This is a genomic window from Bradyrhizobium sp. S3.12.5 (genome assembly GCF_040548225.1).
Lineage (GTDB): Bacteria > Pseudomonadota > Alphaproteobacteria > Rhizobiales > Xanthobacteraceae > Bradyrhizobium > Bradyrhizobium cytisi.
The window spans coordinates 86,450-99,613 of sequence record NZ_JBEPRF010000026.1; the positions used below are offsets into that span (position 1 = coordinate 86,450).

The window sequence follows — 13,164 nt, forward strand, 5'->3', positions numbered from 1 at the left end:
TAATAGAATTGGACAAATGACCAAATAACATGGTCGCGCGCCGAAGGGCGCTGGTCGGGACGGGACGCGCAGCATGTCGCAGGACGGTTTTGGGCTGGCGGGGGTCATCGGCATGCCGGTCGCGCAGTCGCGCTCGCCGGTCATTCACAATTACTGGCTGAAGGCGCACGGCATCCGCGGCTCCTACGTCCCGCTCGCCGTGAAGCCGGAGCGGCTCGAGGATGCGCTGGACGGGCTGATCGCGCTCGGGTTCCGCGGCTGCAACGTCACCATGCCGCACAAGCAGACGGCAATGCCGATGCTCGACCGCGTCAACGAGACCGCCAGGCGCATCGGCGCCGTCAACACCATCGTCGTCGAAGCCGACGGCACGCTGTCCGGCTTCAACAATGACGGCAACGGTTTTGTCCAGAGCCTGCGCGACGCCAGGGCCGACTGGCGCGGCGATGCCGGGCCGATCCTGCTGCTGGGCGCGGGCGGCGCCTCGCGCGCGGTGGTCGTAGCGCTGCTGGAGAACGGCGCGCGCGAGATCCGCATCGCCAACCGCACGGCGGAGAAGGCGCAGGCGATCGCGACCGAATTCGGCTCCGCCGTCAGCGCCGTTCCGTGGGACGATCGCGCCGCGGCGCTCAGTGATGTCGCGCTGCTCGTCAACTGCACCGATCGCGGCATGGTCGGCAAAAGCGCGCTCGAGATCGATCTGTCGCGGCTGAAGTCAACGACACTCGCCGCCGATCTCATCTACACGCCGCTCGAGACGCCGTTCCTGGCTAATGCCCGCGCCCGCGGCTGCGTCACGGTGAACGGGCTCGGCCTGCTGCTCAACCAGGCGCGGCTCGCCTTCAAGGCCTGGTTCGGCGTCATGCCTGATGTGACGCCCGAGCTGATCAAGGCCATCGAGGCCACGTTCTGAACCGCGCGGGGAGCTTTGCGCCATGACCTTGCCGGCGGGCCCCAAGATCGACTGCCACATCCACGCGCTCGATCCCGTGCGCTTTCCGTACGGCGCCGATACGCCGTACCGGCCAAGCGGGCAGGAGATCGCGCCGGCCGCGCAGCTCATCCGCGTGTTCGATGCCTTTGATGTCCGCCACGCGCTCGTCGTCGCCACCAATACCGGCTATGGCAGCGACAGCCACATCCTGCTCGACACCTTGAGGCAGGGCGGCGGCCGCCTCAAGGGCGTCGCCGTGGTCGAGAACGACGTCGATATCCGCGAATTGGAACGATTGAAGGCGGCCGGCGTGATCGGCGTCGCCTTCAACGTGCCGTTCCACGGCGCCGACTATTATCGCAACACTGCCCCGCTGCTGGAGAGGCTGACGAGCCTCGGCCTGTTCCTCCAGATCCAGGTCGAGAACGATCAGCTGCTCGACCTGCTGCCGCTGATCGACAAATCGCCGGTGCGCCTGGTGTTCGATCATTGCGGCCGACCGTCGGTCGCGCAAGGCTTGCAAGGCAAGGCCTTCCAGGCGCTGCTCACGATCGGCCGCGAGCGCGACGCGCATATCAAGCTCTCCGGCTATTACAAGTTCTCCGAGCTGCCGCATCCTTATGAGGACATTTGGCCGTTCATCGCCGCGCTGGTTGAGGCTTTCACGCTCGATCGCTGCGTTTGGGGCTCCGACTATCCGTTCCTGCGCGCCGCGGAAAGGCTCGACTACGGGCCGCTGCTCGCGGTGCTGACAAAGCTGTTTCCGGATCCGGGCGACCGGCATCGCCTGCTGTGGCGGACGCCGGCGAAACTGCTCGGCTTCGACGGATCATAGAAAAGAAAGCAAAACGGGGAGGACATCATGAGACATCTTGCAGGAACGCTCGTCATCGCCTTGGCGGCATCGCTCGCGGCGGGAGCGGCCCGCGCGCAGAGCACGGTCTACATCCCCGATGTCATCGAGCTGTCCGGCCCCGGCGCCGTCTCCGGCACCAACTGGCGCGACGGCGTCGCGCTCGCGGTCGACGAGATCAATGCTGCCGGCGGCATTCTGGGCCGCAAGATCCAGACCGAGCATCTCGATACCCAGAGCAACCCCGGCATCTCGCGCGCGCAGGTGCAGAAGGTGCTGGACAAGGATCCCTATGTAGTGCTCGGGCCGATCTATTCCGGTTCGGTCAAGGTCAACATGGCGCTGACCCAACAGGCCGAGATCCCGCAGATCGTCGGCGCCGAGGCCGCCGACATCACGACGCAAGGCAACCCCTGGGTGTTCCGCACCGCCTTCGGCCAGCAATTCTCCATGCCGAAGATCGCCAATTACCTGCACGACAAGCTGAAGGTGAAGAGCATCGCGGTGGTCTGGGTCAACAATGATTTCGGCAAGGGCGGCCACGACAATTTCGTCAAGGAGATGAAGACGCGCAATATCGAGGTATCGGCCGATATCTCCACCGAGCAGGGCCAGGTCGATTTCGGCTCCGACGTCATCAAGCTCAAGAGCGCCAAGGCTGATGCCGTGTTCGTCTACACCAACGAGGAGGAGAGCGCGCGCTTCCTGATCGAAGCCAAGCGGCAGGGCCTGTCGACGCCGCTGTTCGGCGAGACCACGCTGCTGAGCCAGAAGGTGGTCGAGCTCGCCGGCCCCGCCGCCAACGGTGTGCGCGGCCATGTTGGTCTCAGTGCGGACGCGCCGGTACCGGCGATCGAGGCGTTCACCAAAAAGTTCAGCGACCGTTTCAAGTACCGGCCGGATCACAACGGCATCAAGGGCTACACCGCGGTCTATCTCGTCAAATACGTCACCGAGAAAAACGGCAAGTTCGACAGCAAGGCGTTTGGCGCGGCGATGAAGGGCCTGACGCTGACGCCCGACAAGGCGCCGGGCATGCTGATGGAAGCAAGCTGGGACCAGAACGGCGATATCGACCGCGCCAGCTTTCTCGCCGAGATCGTCGACGGCAAGCAGAAGATCGTCGAGACCTTGCCGAAGCTGAACCGCGGCAGGGCGGAGTGAGGTGCGCGGCATCTCCCTCAACGTCGTCCTGGCTTTCGCGTGGACGACGGCGCGATTTGAGGTCTGCGGCAATTGTGATATCGGTCTGCTCGCCCTTTTCGGACGAGCTGAAAAACATGAAAACCACGCTGCTGAAATCCGAAAACTATACCCGCTCGCCCTGGAAGAACGGCGGCGGCATCTTTACCGATATCGCGGATGCGCATCGGCCGGGCGCGGCGGTGAAGGATTGGGACAGCCTGCTGTGGCGCTTTGCCGTCACGCCGATCGTGGCGCCCGGGCCGTTCTCCCACATGGCGGGCATCGACCGCCTGCAGATGGTGGTCGGCGGGCGCGGGCTGGTGCTGAAAGCGCCGGGGCAGGAGTTCGATGAGCGCGAGCCGTTCACGACCGTGCGCTTCACCGGCGAGCTCGCGATCGTCACCGCGCTCGAGGCCGGCCCGGTCGAGGTCGTCAATCTGATGGCCCGGCGCGGTGTGGCGGAGATCGAGCTTGGGGCGCTCAGGGCGCCCGGCGAGCGGCCGTTGCCCGCGGGGACGCATTTGCTTTACGCCGCGCGCGGCGACTGCAGCGTCCGTCTCGGCGGTCAGGATTTTCCGATTTCGCACGAAGACACGTTGAAGGTCGAATTGACCGAAGCCTCGGCGCTCGCGCTGGTTTCGGGCCTGGCCGTCCTGGGGTCGATCAAAATCGCCGGCTGAACGGCGATCCTGCCCACCAGGGCGATGCGCACAATCCGTGCAACTGGCTAGGTTGACGCGGCCGCGCCGGAACACGATATGTCCGGGACCAAGACCGCCGTCCAGAGGCAGATGATGAGCGCGCCGCGAAACGATGAATTAATCCATTCCGGCAGCGACGCTGTCGTCGACTGGCTGACCAATGGCACGCGCGACCAGCGCTTCATCGACAATATCTTTGCCGAGATGTGCATCCGCCTCCAGCAGGCCGGCATTCCGCTCAAGCGGTCGACGCTTCATGTCATGATCCAGCACCCGCAATGGCTGGGGGCCCGTATCATGTGGTCCGACGGCATGCGCGAGGCCGAGATCACGCGGGTTGATTTCGATGTCAGGGGACGCTCCGAATATATCGGCAGCCCCGCCAACGAAATGTTCGACGGTGCAACCGAAGTGCGCGAGAATCTCGAACGGGATCCGGCGCTCGGCCGCAAGCACGCGCTCTATGACGAGATGCGGGCCAAGGGCCTGACCGATTATGTGGCCTGGCCGCTCTATCATACGCTCGGCAAGCGGCATCTCGTCACGTTCTCGACCGACCGTCCCGGTGGCTTCGACGACGCCCATGTCGCCGCACTGAGGAAGGTGTTGCCGGTGCTGGCGCTGGTCAGCGAGATCCGGGTCAAGAATCGTCTGGCGCGGACGCTGCTGGAGACCTATGTCGGCGCCCATGCCGGTGAGCTGATCCTCGCTGGCGCCACGCGACGCGGCACCGGCACGACGGTGCGCGCCGCGATCATGATCTGCGACTTGCGCGATTTCACGAAGATCTCCGACAACTGGCCGCGCGACGACGTCATCGATCTTCTCAACGATTATTTCGACGCGATGTCGGAGCCGATCGCGCGCCACGGCGGCGAGATCCTGAAATTCATCGGCGACGGCCTGCTCGCCATCTTTCCGCTTCATGAGCCCAACGCCTGCGCCAATCTGCTGCATGCGGTGGCCGAGGCGCGCGAGGCCATGGTCGCGCTGAACGAGCGCAACAAGGCGACCAGCCGCGCGCCGCTGAACTACGGCATCGGCGTCCATGTCGGCGACGTCATGTACGGCAATATCGGCTCGACCAGCCGGCTCGACTTCACCGTGATCGGTCCTGCCGTCAACATGGCCTCGCGGCTCGAGGCGCTCACCAAGCAGATCGGCAAGCCGGTGCTGCTGTCGCGCGATTTTGCCGAGCTGGTGACGCCGGAGTTCGAGCTCGAGCGCGTCGGCCAGCACGCCGTGCGCGGTTTCAGCGAGCCGATCGAGCTGTTTGCGTTTCACGGATGAGGATGCGCGATGCGTTCCTTTGCGGCCGAAGCGAGCTCCGGGAGTTCGACGACCGACCGCGCCGCCACAAGATGTGACCAGAGCTCCTCCGCACGCCGGCTGAGGCGTCGCTGCGGCCGATAGATCCGGATGTCGAGATCGACATCCAGGTCCGGCAAACCCGTGCGGACGAGACGGCCGCGGAGGATGTCTTGGTGTGTCGTGGTCAGCGGCAGCCAGGCGACGCCGAGCCCGGACAACGCCATCGATCGCAGTCCATCGGCCAGCGAGTTTTCATAGATGCGATTGAGCTGGGGCAGGCCGGTCGCCTCAGTGAGCTTCTGGTCGACGGCCCAGCCGAGCGAGCACTCGCTGCTATAACCGAGATAGGAAACCGACCGACGCGGCTCCGGCGCCAGATCATGGAGGGGCTGCTTGTCGCCGTCGACGGCTGACAGCGGTACGAGCTTCTCCCGACCAATGGTCAGCCACTGACACCGCGAGATCGACAGCGTCTTTCCGCCGGCCGAATTCAGCCCGCTGGCCTGATCCATGTAACAGACGACGAAATCGACAGCGCCGTCGTCGAAGGCGTCACAGCATCCGGGTAGATTGTCGGACAGGATCGTCAGCCGCGTCGATCCGATCGTTGCCTGGATCTGCGGCAGCCACTTTGGAAAGAACGTCACGGATAGCAGGTGAGGCGCGGCAAAGCGCACGCTCCTGGTTGCCTGATCCTGGTCTTCCCTCAGGGCGCGCCGGGTGGCGTTGAGCCGCCCGACCACGTCGTTCGCCGTGGCCAGCAATTGCGCCCCTGCATCGGTCAGCTCGATCGGGGATTTGCGGCGGTCGAGCAAGGCTGAGCCTGCCCAGTTTTCGAGCGATTGCAGCCTGCGGCTCAGTCCGGACTGACTGACATTCCGCAGCTCGGCGGCACGCGTCAGGTTCTTGGTCTCGGCCACTGCGGCCAGATCCTCAAGCCAGCGGACATCGAGCATGATTGGTGCCTTCTCGCGATCTCTCGTGGCAAGCACCATAGCCGGTTTCCGCCGCTCGGCCGATGCAAATTCCGCATCAACTCCGCGCGCATTCGCATTGGAAATGTCCGGCATCGGCGCAGTAGCGTCCTGTCGGGCAGACGGGCTGGAAGGGACATCCGATGAGACTGGGCAAATTCGGCATCGCGACAATGGCATCGATCGCGATGATAGCGCGCCTGGTCACGGCGGCTTCGGCGGAGCCGCTCCCCGTACAGCAAGGGCCCGGCAACAGCGTCGTTCTCAAGCGCATCCTGGAGCGTGGTGCGATCAACATCGGCCATCGCGAGGCCTCAGTGCCGTTCTCCTACATCAGCGATGAGCAAAAGGTGGAAGGATATTCGATCGATCTCTGCATGAAGGTGGTCGATGCCGTGAGGCAGCGGCTGAACAAGCCCGATCTCAAGGTGACGTTCACGCCGATCAACGTGACCAACCGGATCCCGCTGGTAGCCAACGGAACGATCGATCTCGAATGCGGCACCACCTCGAATTTTCTGACACGCCAGGAACAGGTCGAGTTCTCGCCGATCTTCTACGTAACAGGCACGCAGTTGCTCGTGAAAGCGGCATCCGCGACCAGGGAGATCGAAGATCTCAAGGGCAGGCGCGTTGCCGCGCTGCAGGGTTCGTCGAACGAGGCCGCGGTCCGCAAGCTCAATGACGAGAAGGCGCTCGGCGTCCAGCTGGTCTATGTGAAGGATCTCCCCGAGGGTGCGCTCCTGGTCGAGAACGACCGTGTCGACGCGTTCGTCGCGGACGGTGTGCAGATCAAGGTCTATGCCGCCACCAAGGCGAAGAAGCCGGCGGGCTCGCTCGCTGTCGTTGGTCGCCTGCTCACCTACGACCCCTATAGCGCGATGATGCAGCGTGGCGATCAGGATTTCGCCTTGCTGGTGCGGGGCGCCTTCGCCGATGCGTTCCGGTCGGGAGAGGCCGAGAAGACCTATGCCAGATGGTTCGACCCACTGGGCCTGAAAATCGAGGGCGAGCTGCTCGCCGCCTTCCGGGTTCAGGCCCTGCCGCGCTGAACGGTCCGGGCAGGCACGCGATGCAATATCGCTGGAACTGGCGCATTCTGTTCGTTGAGCCGTATTTCGGATGGCTCCTCGCCGGCGTGAAATGGACGCTCCTCGTCGCGGGCGCGGCATGGATCATCGCGCTCGCAATTGGCTGCACCGTCGGCGTGTTGAGCACGCTACCGAGCCGGACCGCCCGCCTCATCGCGACGGCCTATGTGGATTTGTTCCGCAACATCCCCCTGCTGCTCCAGCTGTTCCTCTGGTACTTCGTGCTGCCGGAGCTGTTGCCGGGATCGTTCGGACTTTGGATCAAGCGCGACCTGCCGATGCCCGAATACTGGTTCTCCGTGGCTGGGCTCGGCTGCTTCACGGCTGCGCGCGTCGCCGAGCAGGTCCGCGCCGGCATCGAATCGATCGGCGCTGGGCAGCGCATGGCAGCCGCTGCGATGGGCTTCACCGTCGCGCAGGCCTATCGCTACATTCTTCTGCCCCTCGCGGCGCGCAACGTGCTGCCGCCATTGACGTCGGAAGCGCTCAACATCATCAAGAATTCGTCGCTCGCCTTGACTATCGGGGTGCTGGAGCTGACGGGCCAGAGCCGCCAGATCGAGGCGAGCACGTTCCAGGGGATCGAGGCTCTGACGGCCGCGACCGTCATCTATGTCATGCTGACGCTCTGCGTCATCGTCGCGATGCGCGCCGTCGAAAGGCGGGTCTCTATCCCCGGCACTCTGGGGCGAGGCTAACCGTGCGAAACCTCGACTGGAGCGCCGTGGTTCACGCCTTGCCATTCCTTTGGCAGGGACTGCAGACGAGCTTTGTCCTGGTGGCGCTCGCGATGGCGGGCGGAATCCTGCTCGGGACCATGATCGCGGTTGTGCGCCTGTCGGCACCACGGCCCGTTGCCGCGCTCGCTGCCGGCTATGTCAACGGGTTGCGCTCGATTCCGCTGATCATGGTGATCTTCTGGTTCTATCTGCTGGTGCCGCTGTTCATCGGGCGGCCGGTCGGAGCGTTCACGTCCGCACTCATCGCATTCACCCTGTTCGAGGCCGCCTATTATTCCGAGATCATGCGCGCCGGCATCAACGGCATCTCCCGAGGACAGATGGCCGCGGCGCTGGCGATCGGCATGACCGGGATGCAGGCCTACCGCTACGTGGTCCTGCCGCAAGCCTTGCGCCGCATGGCGCCCATCCTGCTCACGCAGAGCATTGCTCTGTTTCAGGACAGCTCGCTGGTCTACGTCATCGGTCTCCATGATTTCATGACGTCGATCGGCATCGTGGCCAACCGGGAGGCGCGCTTGATCGAATTCTATCTGTTCGCGGCCCTGGTCTACTTCGCGATCTGCTTCTCGGCATCTCGCGCGGTGAAGCGGCTTCAGCACCGGATGGTCACCGCATGACGAGCGCCCATCTGAATGCCGCGGGTGCCGGTCTGATGCCCGAGAGCGTGGTTGCGGCGATCAAGTCCCACCTCGATCTCGAGGCCCGGCGCGGCGTGCACTGGGCGGCGGCCGATGCGAGACACGCCATTGAAGAGACGCGTATCCTGGCAGGCCGTCTGACGGGCGTCGCCCCGACGCATCTTGCCTTCGGCGAGCAGGCGAGCCGACTCTGGGCACTTGCCTTTGCATCGATGCCGCTCAAGCGTGGAGATCGCATCCTGATCGCGCGGAACGATTGGGGCGGCAATATCGTGAATGCCGTGCGGCGCGCGGCTGCGGCCGGAGCGGAGGTGGTCAGGCTGCCCATGACCGGACAGGGGCGGATCGACATCGAGCAGGCCGCTGCGCTGGTCGATGAGCGTACGGTCGCGATCTGCGCATCGGCGGTTGCCAGCAGTTTTGGATTGCGCCAGCCGGTCGAAGCGCTTGGCTCGATTGCGCGGCCGGACGCCTGCCTTTATTTCATCGACGGCGCGCAAGCCGTCGGTCAGTTCGAGTTGACGCTGCCTGGGGCATCTTCCGACGTCATGGTCGCGCCGGGACGGAAGTGGCTCCGAGGTGGTCGCGGGCAGGCCATGATGGCGCTGTCGGATCGGGCGCTGCGCCGTCTGGTCGAGCCGGTCATCGTCGACCAGAGCGCCGGCACCTGGTGCCCGGATGACCGCTTCCTGCCGCTGGAGGATGCGCGGCGCTTCGAGGCATGGGAGTTCTGCGCTGCCGGCCGTCTCGGCTTGCGGGCATCTTTCCAGGAGCTCGATCGTATCGGCATTGCGAACGTTCGTGCGGGCAACGACGAGAAGCTGCGCCGGTTGGGCGCGAACCTGCGTGACATCTCCGGACTCACGGTGTTCGAGGACGAAGATGCCGGCGCGGCATTCCTGACGTTCCAACATGCGTCGCTGCCCGCGAACAGGATTGTGGAGGAATTGGCCACGCGCGGCATCGCGGTCGCATCTGTGGGTCTCGATCATGCCAGATGGGAGCTCGAGGCGCGTCGCCTCAAGAGGATCGTACGCGTGGCGCCTCACATCTACTCGTCGGACGATGATATCGGGCGGTTCACCGAAGAGCTTGGGCGTCTTGCGATCCGGGCAGATCTGGATCGCGGGCGTTCCGCTTGAGATAGAAAAATCTTCGATTGGGAGTCCTGTTGCCAACGCAGGAACGTCCGACTACGTTTGACACCCAGTCCGCCCAAACGGTCTTTGCATCGGCCGCACGTTCATGCCCAAATTCCTTCGCATCGGCCTGCATCAGTCGAACGTGTCAGGATACACCTCAAAAGCTTGGTGTGTGCGGCGGGTCGGCTCGGCAGTGTTCCTGAAATGGGGTGCCGTGGAGGTGCAGGGCGCCGGCAAGGGACGCAAGGTTTACTGGACGCGTCTGCCGCAGGAGAAAACGATCCGCTGCGGCACGGTCGAGCGCGCCCAGGACTATACCAAATCCGCGATCGCGCGACGGCGCAGCCACGACTATGAGCCGCTGACGGGCGCTATCTCGGCCCGGCGCAAATCCGCCAACGGGAGTGCCGACCTCAAGCAGGCGCTCGCCACGATCCTGATCGTCGACATCGTCGGCTCCACCGCAAAAGCCGCAAAGCTTGGCGATGCGCGCTGGACCAAGGTGATCGGCCTGTATTACGCGGCGGTCCGCAAGGAGCTCAAATCTTCGCGCGGCAAGGAAGTCGTGACGACCGGCGACGGCGTGCTCGCGACCTTCAAGGCACCGGCCGCCGGCATCAATTGCGCAACCGCGATTCGGGAGGCCGTGCGCACGCTCGGGCTTGATATCAGGGTGGGCTTGCACGCAGGCGAATACACGATCAGCGGCGGCGAGATGGTCGGCCTCGCCTTCCACATCTGCACCCGCGTCGCCGCCAAGGCGCGCGCCGGCGAAGTCCTGGTCTCACGTGCGGTGAAGGATCTGCTCGCGGCACAATCCCAGATCCGCCTCAGGGATCACGGCAGCCACCAGCTCAAGGGTGTGCCGGCGCGGTGGCGGCTGTATCGGGTTGAAGGTTAGGCAGGCGCGAGGGGAGGTGCCGGCGCGTCATTCGTTTTGTCGTGGCTGCGCCGCGCGGACACCAGAGCCTCCAGCTCGCCGCGAACGCCCTCCACGACCCCGGCCCAGTCGCCTCGCACCGGTTGCCTGAACAACCGCATCGACTGATACCACGGGCTGTCGTCGCGGTTGAGCAGCCAGCGCCAATCCGGGTTGAAGGGCAACATGGTCCAGACCGGCGCGCCGAGCGCGCCGGTGAGGTGAACCACGCTGGTGTCGACCGAGATCACCAGATCGAGACAGGAGACCAGCGCCGCCGTGTCGCTGAAATCCGTCAGCTGGTCCGTCAGGTCGAGGATGTCCTTGCGCTCGTCGAGGAAGGCGCGATCCTGGTCCCGCACACCCTTTTGCAAGGAGACGAACTGGACATCGCAATCCAGCAGAGGCGCAAGCGCGCGCAGCGATATCGACCGGTTGTGATCGTTCTTGTGACCTGGATCTCCCGACCAGACCAGACCGACGCGGAAGCGCGTGCGCGGACCAAGCCGGTCTTCAAGCCGATCCTCCCACGCCGTCACGCGCGCCGCCGCCGGCGCTGGCAGGAAGCCTTGCGCGAACGGGATCGTGTCGAGCCGCGTCCCGAACGCCAGCGGCAGGCTTCCAAGCGGGCAGTGCAGGTCGAACGCCATCGACGTCGCAGACGATCGATCGACACAATGTGCAACGCCGGGCAGGGCGGCCAGTAGCCGCTGCACCGCAGGCTTCACCTCCAGGATGACCTTAGCGCCGAGCGCGGCCACGAAGGGCACATAGCGCGCAAACTGAATCGAGTCGCCCAGGGCCTCGTCGGCGTGAAGCAAAATGGTCTTGCCTTCGAGCGGCTGGTCACGCAGCCAAAGGGCTTGCGAGAATCCGCGATCGGCGAGGCCGAGCGACGACGCCTTCCAGCGCGCCTCGCGTCCCGCCAGGCCCCGCGCGAAATCTCCAGTCAGCATCTGCAGCAGCGCGAGATTCCAGATCGTGTCCGCGTTGCCGGGCTCGAGGGCCAGCGATTGGTGAAAGGCCGCGAAAGCCTCGTCCAGCAATTGCAGGCTCCACAGCGCCCGCGCCTTTTCGTTGAGCGCTGCGGGAAAATTCGGACGAAGCGCCAGCGCGCGATCGAAGCTGGCAAAGGCCTGCTCCATCCGGCCAAATCGCGCATGAAGCGAGCCGAGGTTCTTGTGCGTCTCGGCCTCGCTGGGGTTGAGCGCAATCGACCGCTCGAAGTCGGCCTGCGCCTCCTCGAACCGGCCCAGCCGCTGCAGGCAAAGCCCGCGCGTCTGATACAGCGGTGCGACGTCAGGATTGAGCCTCGCGAATGCGTTGAAGTAGTCCAGGGCTTCGGCATACCGGCCGAGATTGAACAGCAACTGGCCCTGTTTCGCAGCCTCGAGGCTCCTGGCGATCGCCAGATTCTGCGGCGTGATCCTCTCGGATTGCTTGGCCGCGGCCCGGCGTTCTTGGCGGTTCATGAGGTGACCAGAAAAGCTGTGCTTGCGGGTCTGCCGAGCGCGATCGGAGAGTCCCGTTGCAGCAGTTTCTGGTGCGAAGCTGGTGCGAGGCTGACGCGGAGTGGACATTCCGTGCCGAGATGCTCTCTCCACCGTCATTGCGAGGAGCCCTTGCGACGAAGCAATCCAGAATCTTCCCGGGGAAGGACTCTGGATTGCTTCGCTGCGCTCGCAATGACGAAGTATGAGGAAGCGCGAGGCAGTCCGCGATATCACCGCAACCCAATGATCGCCGATCCTGTTCTATCGGCGCTGGAGCAGCACGGCTTCCCAGAAAAACCGCGATGCTTCGGCGTGCGCTTCGTGCAGGCCGATGCCGATGTCGTGGAGAAGCTCGGGCTTGTCCCTGAGGTCCGCGCGCAGCTCTGTCCTGAAGCGAGAGCGCTGCCACCATGTGGCGGGCAGGCTGAGGATCGCGCGGATGCGAAAGCCGTTATCGCCTGACGCCGACCCCGTTGCCGGTATGACCGTCGCCCGATCGGGAACGGCGGCTTGCGCACTTGTCTGCAAAGCTTGTGATCGCATGTCAGAAATCTCCAAATCTCATTGACGGTCGCCGCGTGCAATAAGCAGCCGCCGTCGTTGCCGGCGTCAGTCAGGCGTCAAAGGAGCGTTATTTTTGCTTGGGGGGCCGTGACGCACTGGCGCGACGCAGTCGGGCATGTAGTATGGAAGGGCCGGTGGGGGAGCCAAATTGGACAGAATCAGTCTTCACGATCCCCTTTTCGCCACTTATGTCGTTGCTGCCAGCCTGATGATCTTGAAGGCCGTTGCGATGTCCTGGTTGACCGTGTTCCGGATGGTGAGAGCCCAGGGGGGCTACCGTTCGCCGGAGGACATCAAGAAGACACCAATGAATCCTGCGCCCGATCCAGCGCAGCTTCTTCCCAACGAAGGTGTCGAGCGGATCCGCCGGATCCAGATGAACGATGTCGAGAACCTGCCGTACTTCCTGGTCGCGGGATTTCTCTACGTCCTCACACGGCCATCGCTGCTTCTCGCGCAATGGCTGCTCTATGGCTACGTTGCCTCACGCCTGCTCCACTTCTTGGCCTATTTCACCGCGCAAATTCACGATATTCGCGCGACTCTGTGGACCATAGGCTCGCTCATCCTGGTCTTCATGACCGTTCGCACGCTTCTCGCAGCACTCGGCGCTTGA

At 64.3% G+C, this 13,164-nt stretch carries 14 protein-coding genes; 11 read left to right on the forward strand and 3 right to left on the reverse strand.

Annotation, left to right across the window (positions count from 1 at the left end):
- The first annotated feature begins 73 nt into the window (after window positions 1-73).
- The 5 genes from ABIC09_RS30775 (at window position 74) to ABIC09_RS30795 (ending at window position 4,963) form a co-directional block, all read left to right on the forward strand.
- On the forward strand, window positions 74-913 hold the full coding sequence (locus tag ABIC09_RS30775; protein WP_354034747.1) for a shikimate dehydrogenase: 840 nt from the start codon (window positions 74-76) through the stop codon (window positions 911-913).
- A gap of 22 nt (window positions 914-935) precedes the next feature.
- A complete protein-coding gene (locus ABIC09_RS30780; protein ID WP_354034746.1) occupies window positions 936-1,769 on the forward strand; it encodes an amidohydrolase family protein in 834 nt (277 codons plus the stop codon).
- Between the two features lie 27 nt (window positions 1,770-1,796).
- A complete protein-coding gene (locus tag ABIC09_RS30785; RefSeq protein WP_354111613.1) occupies window positions 1,797-2,951 on the forward strand; it encodes an ABC transporter substrate-binding protein in 1,155 nt (384 codons plus the stop codon).
- A gap of 116 nt (window positions 2,952-3,067) precedes the next feature.
- Complete coding sequence (locus ABIC09_RS30790; protein ID WP_354111614.1) at window positions 3,068-3,652, forward strand: HutD/Ves family protein; 585 nt, start codon at window positions 3,068-3,070, stop codon at window positions 3,650-3,652.
- 114 nt (window positions 3,653-3,766) lie between these two features.
- On the forward strand, window positions 3,767-4,963 hold the full coding sequence (locus ABIC09_RS30795) for an adenylate/guanylate cyclase domain-containing protein (protein WP_354111634.1): 1,197 nt from the start codon (window positions 3,767-3,769) through the stop codon (window positions 4,961-4,963).
- Here the strand turns inward: ABIC09_RS30795 and ABIC09_RS30800 are convergent.
- Complete coding sequence (locus tag ABIC09_RS30800; protein ID WP_354111615.1) at window positions 4,954-5,940, reverse strand: LysR family transcriptional regulator; 987 nt, start codon at window positions 5,938-5,940, stop codon at window positions 4,954-4,956. The two genes, ABIC09_RS30795 and ABIC09_RS30800, sit on opposite strands and share 10 nt — an antisense overlap.
- A gap of 161 nt (window positions 5,941-6,101) precedes the next feature.
- Between ABIC09_RS30800 and ABIC09_RS30805 the strand changes: the two genes are divergently transcribed.
- From ABIC09_RS30805 to ABIC09_RS30825, 5 genes are all read left to right on the forward strand, one after another.
- Complete coding sequence (locus ABIC09_RS30805) at window positions 6,102-7,010, forward strand: amino acid ABC transporter substrate-binding protein (protein ID WP_354111616.1); 909 nt, start codon at window positions 6,102-6,104, stop codon at window positions 7,008-7,010.
- Window positions 7,011-7,030: 20 nt separating this feature from the next.
- Window positions 7,031-7,747, forward strand: a complete 717-nt coding sequence (locus ABIC09_RS30810; RefSeq protein WP_354111617.1) for an amino acid ABC transporter permease — start codon at window positions 7,031-7,033, stop codon at window positions 7,745-7,747.
- A gap of 2 nt (window positions 7,748-7,749) precedes the next feature.
- A complete protein-coding gene (locus ABIC09_RS30815; RefSeq protein ID WP_354111618.1) occupies window positions 7,750-8,409 on the forward strand; it encodes an amino acid ABC transporter permease in 660 nt (219 codons plus the stop codon).
- On the forward strand, window positions 8,406-9,572 hold the full coding sequence (locus ABIC09_RS30820; protein ID WP_354084994.1) for an aminotransferase class V-fold PLP-dependent enzyme: 1,167 nt from the start codon (window positions 8,406-8,408) through the stop codon (window positions 9,570-9,572). The genes ABIC09_RS30815 and ABIC09_RS30820 overlap by 4 nt, the downstream gene beginning before the upstream one ends.
- Window positions 9,573-9,675: 103 nt before the next feature.
- The gene (locus ABIC09_RS30825) at window positions 9,676-10,473 is read left to right on the forward strand and encodes an adenylate/guanylate cyclase domain-containing protein (RefSeq protein WP_354034731.1); all 798 of its coding nucleotides are present in this window, start codon (window positions 9,676-9,678) and stop codon (window positions 10,471-10,473) included.
- Here ABIC09_RS30825 and ABIC09_RS30830 read toward each other — a convergent pair.
- Both ABIC09_RS30830 and ABIC09_RS30835 read right to left on the reverse strand, forming a co-directional pair.
- Entirely contained in the window at window positions 10,470-11,963 is a 1,494-nt protein-coding gene (locus ABIC09_RS30830) for a tetratricopeptide repeat protein (protein ID WP_354111619.1), read from the reverse strand. The two genes, ABIC09_RS30825 and ABIC09_RS30830, sit on opposite strands and share 4 nt — an antisense overlap.
- A 282-nt stretch (window positions 11,964-12,245) precedes the next feature.
- Entirely contained in the window at window positions 12,246-12,527 is a 282-nt protein-coding gene (locus ABIC09_RS30835) for a DUF1127 domain-containing protein (RefSeq protein WP_354111620.1), read from the reverse strand.
- 169 nt (window positions 12,528-12,696) lie between these two features.
- Between ABIC09_RS30835 and ABIC09_RS30840 the strand changes: the two genes are divergently transcribed.
- On the forward strand, window positions 12,697-13,164 hold the full coding sequence (locus ABIC09_RS30840; RefSeq protein WP_354111621.1) for an MAPEG family protein: 468 nt from the start codon (window positions 12,697-12,699) through the stop codon (window positions 13,162-13,164).

Coding starts and splice junctions, on each gene's coding strand:
- ABIC09_RS30790 (WP_354111614.1), top strand. CDS start 3,068: ATGAAAACCACGCTGCTGAAATCCGAAAACTATACCCGCTCGCCCTGG.
- ABIC09_RS30785 (WP_354111613.1), top strand. CDS start 1,797: ATGAGACATCTTGCAGGAACGCTCGTCATCGCCTTGGCGGCATCGCTC.
- ABIC09_RS30775 (WP_354034747.1), top strand. CDS start 74: ATGTCGCAGGACGGTTTTGGGCTGGCGGGGGTCATCGGCATGCCGGTC.
- ABIC09_RS30805 (WP_354111616.1), top strand. CDS start 6,102: ATGAGACTGGGCAAATTCGGCATCGCGACAATGGCATCGATCGCGATG.
- ABIC09_RS30835 (WP_354111620.1), bottom strand. CDS start 12,527: ATGCGATCACAAGCTTTGCAGACAAGTGCGCAAGCCGCCGTTCCCGAT.
- ABIC09_RS30795 (WP_354111634.1), top strand. CDS start 3,767: ATGAGCGCGCCGCGAAACGATGAATTAATCCATTCCGGCAGCGACGCT.
- ABIC09_RS30830 (WP_354111619.1), bottom strand. CDS start 11,963: ATGAACCGCCAAGAACGCCGGGCCGCGGCCAAGCAATCCGAGAGGATC.
- ABIC09_RS30780 (WP_354034746.1), top strand. CDS start 936: ATGACCTTGCCGGCGGGCCCCAAGATCGACTGCCACATCCACGCGCTC.
- ABIC09_RS30820 (WP_354084994.1), top strand. CDS start 8,406: ATGACGAGCGCCCATCTGAATGCCGCGGGTGCCGGTCTGATGCCCGAG.
- ABIC09_RS30800 (WP_354111615.1), bottom strand. CDS start 5,940: ATGCTCGATGTCCGCTGGCTTGAGGATCTGGCCGCAGTGGCCGAGACC.
- ABIC09_RS30825 (WP_354034731.1), top strand. CDS start 9,676: ATGCCCAAATTCCTTCGCATCGGCCTGCATCAGTCGAACGTGTCAGGA.
- ABIC09_RS30810 (WP_354111617.1), top strand. CDS start 7,031: ATGCAATATCGCTGGAACTGGCGCATTCTGTTCGTTGAGCCGTATTTC.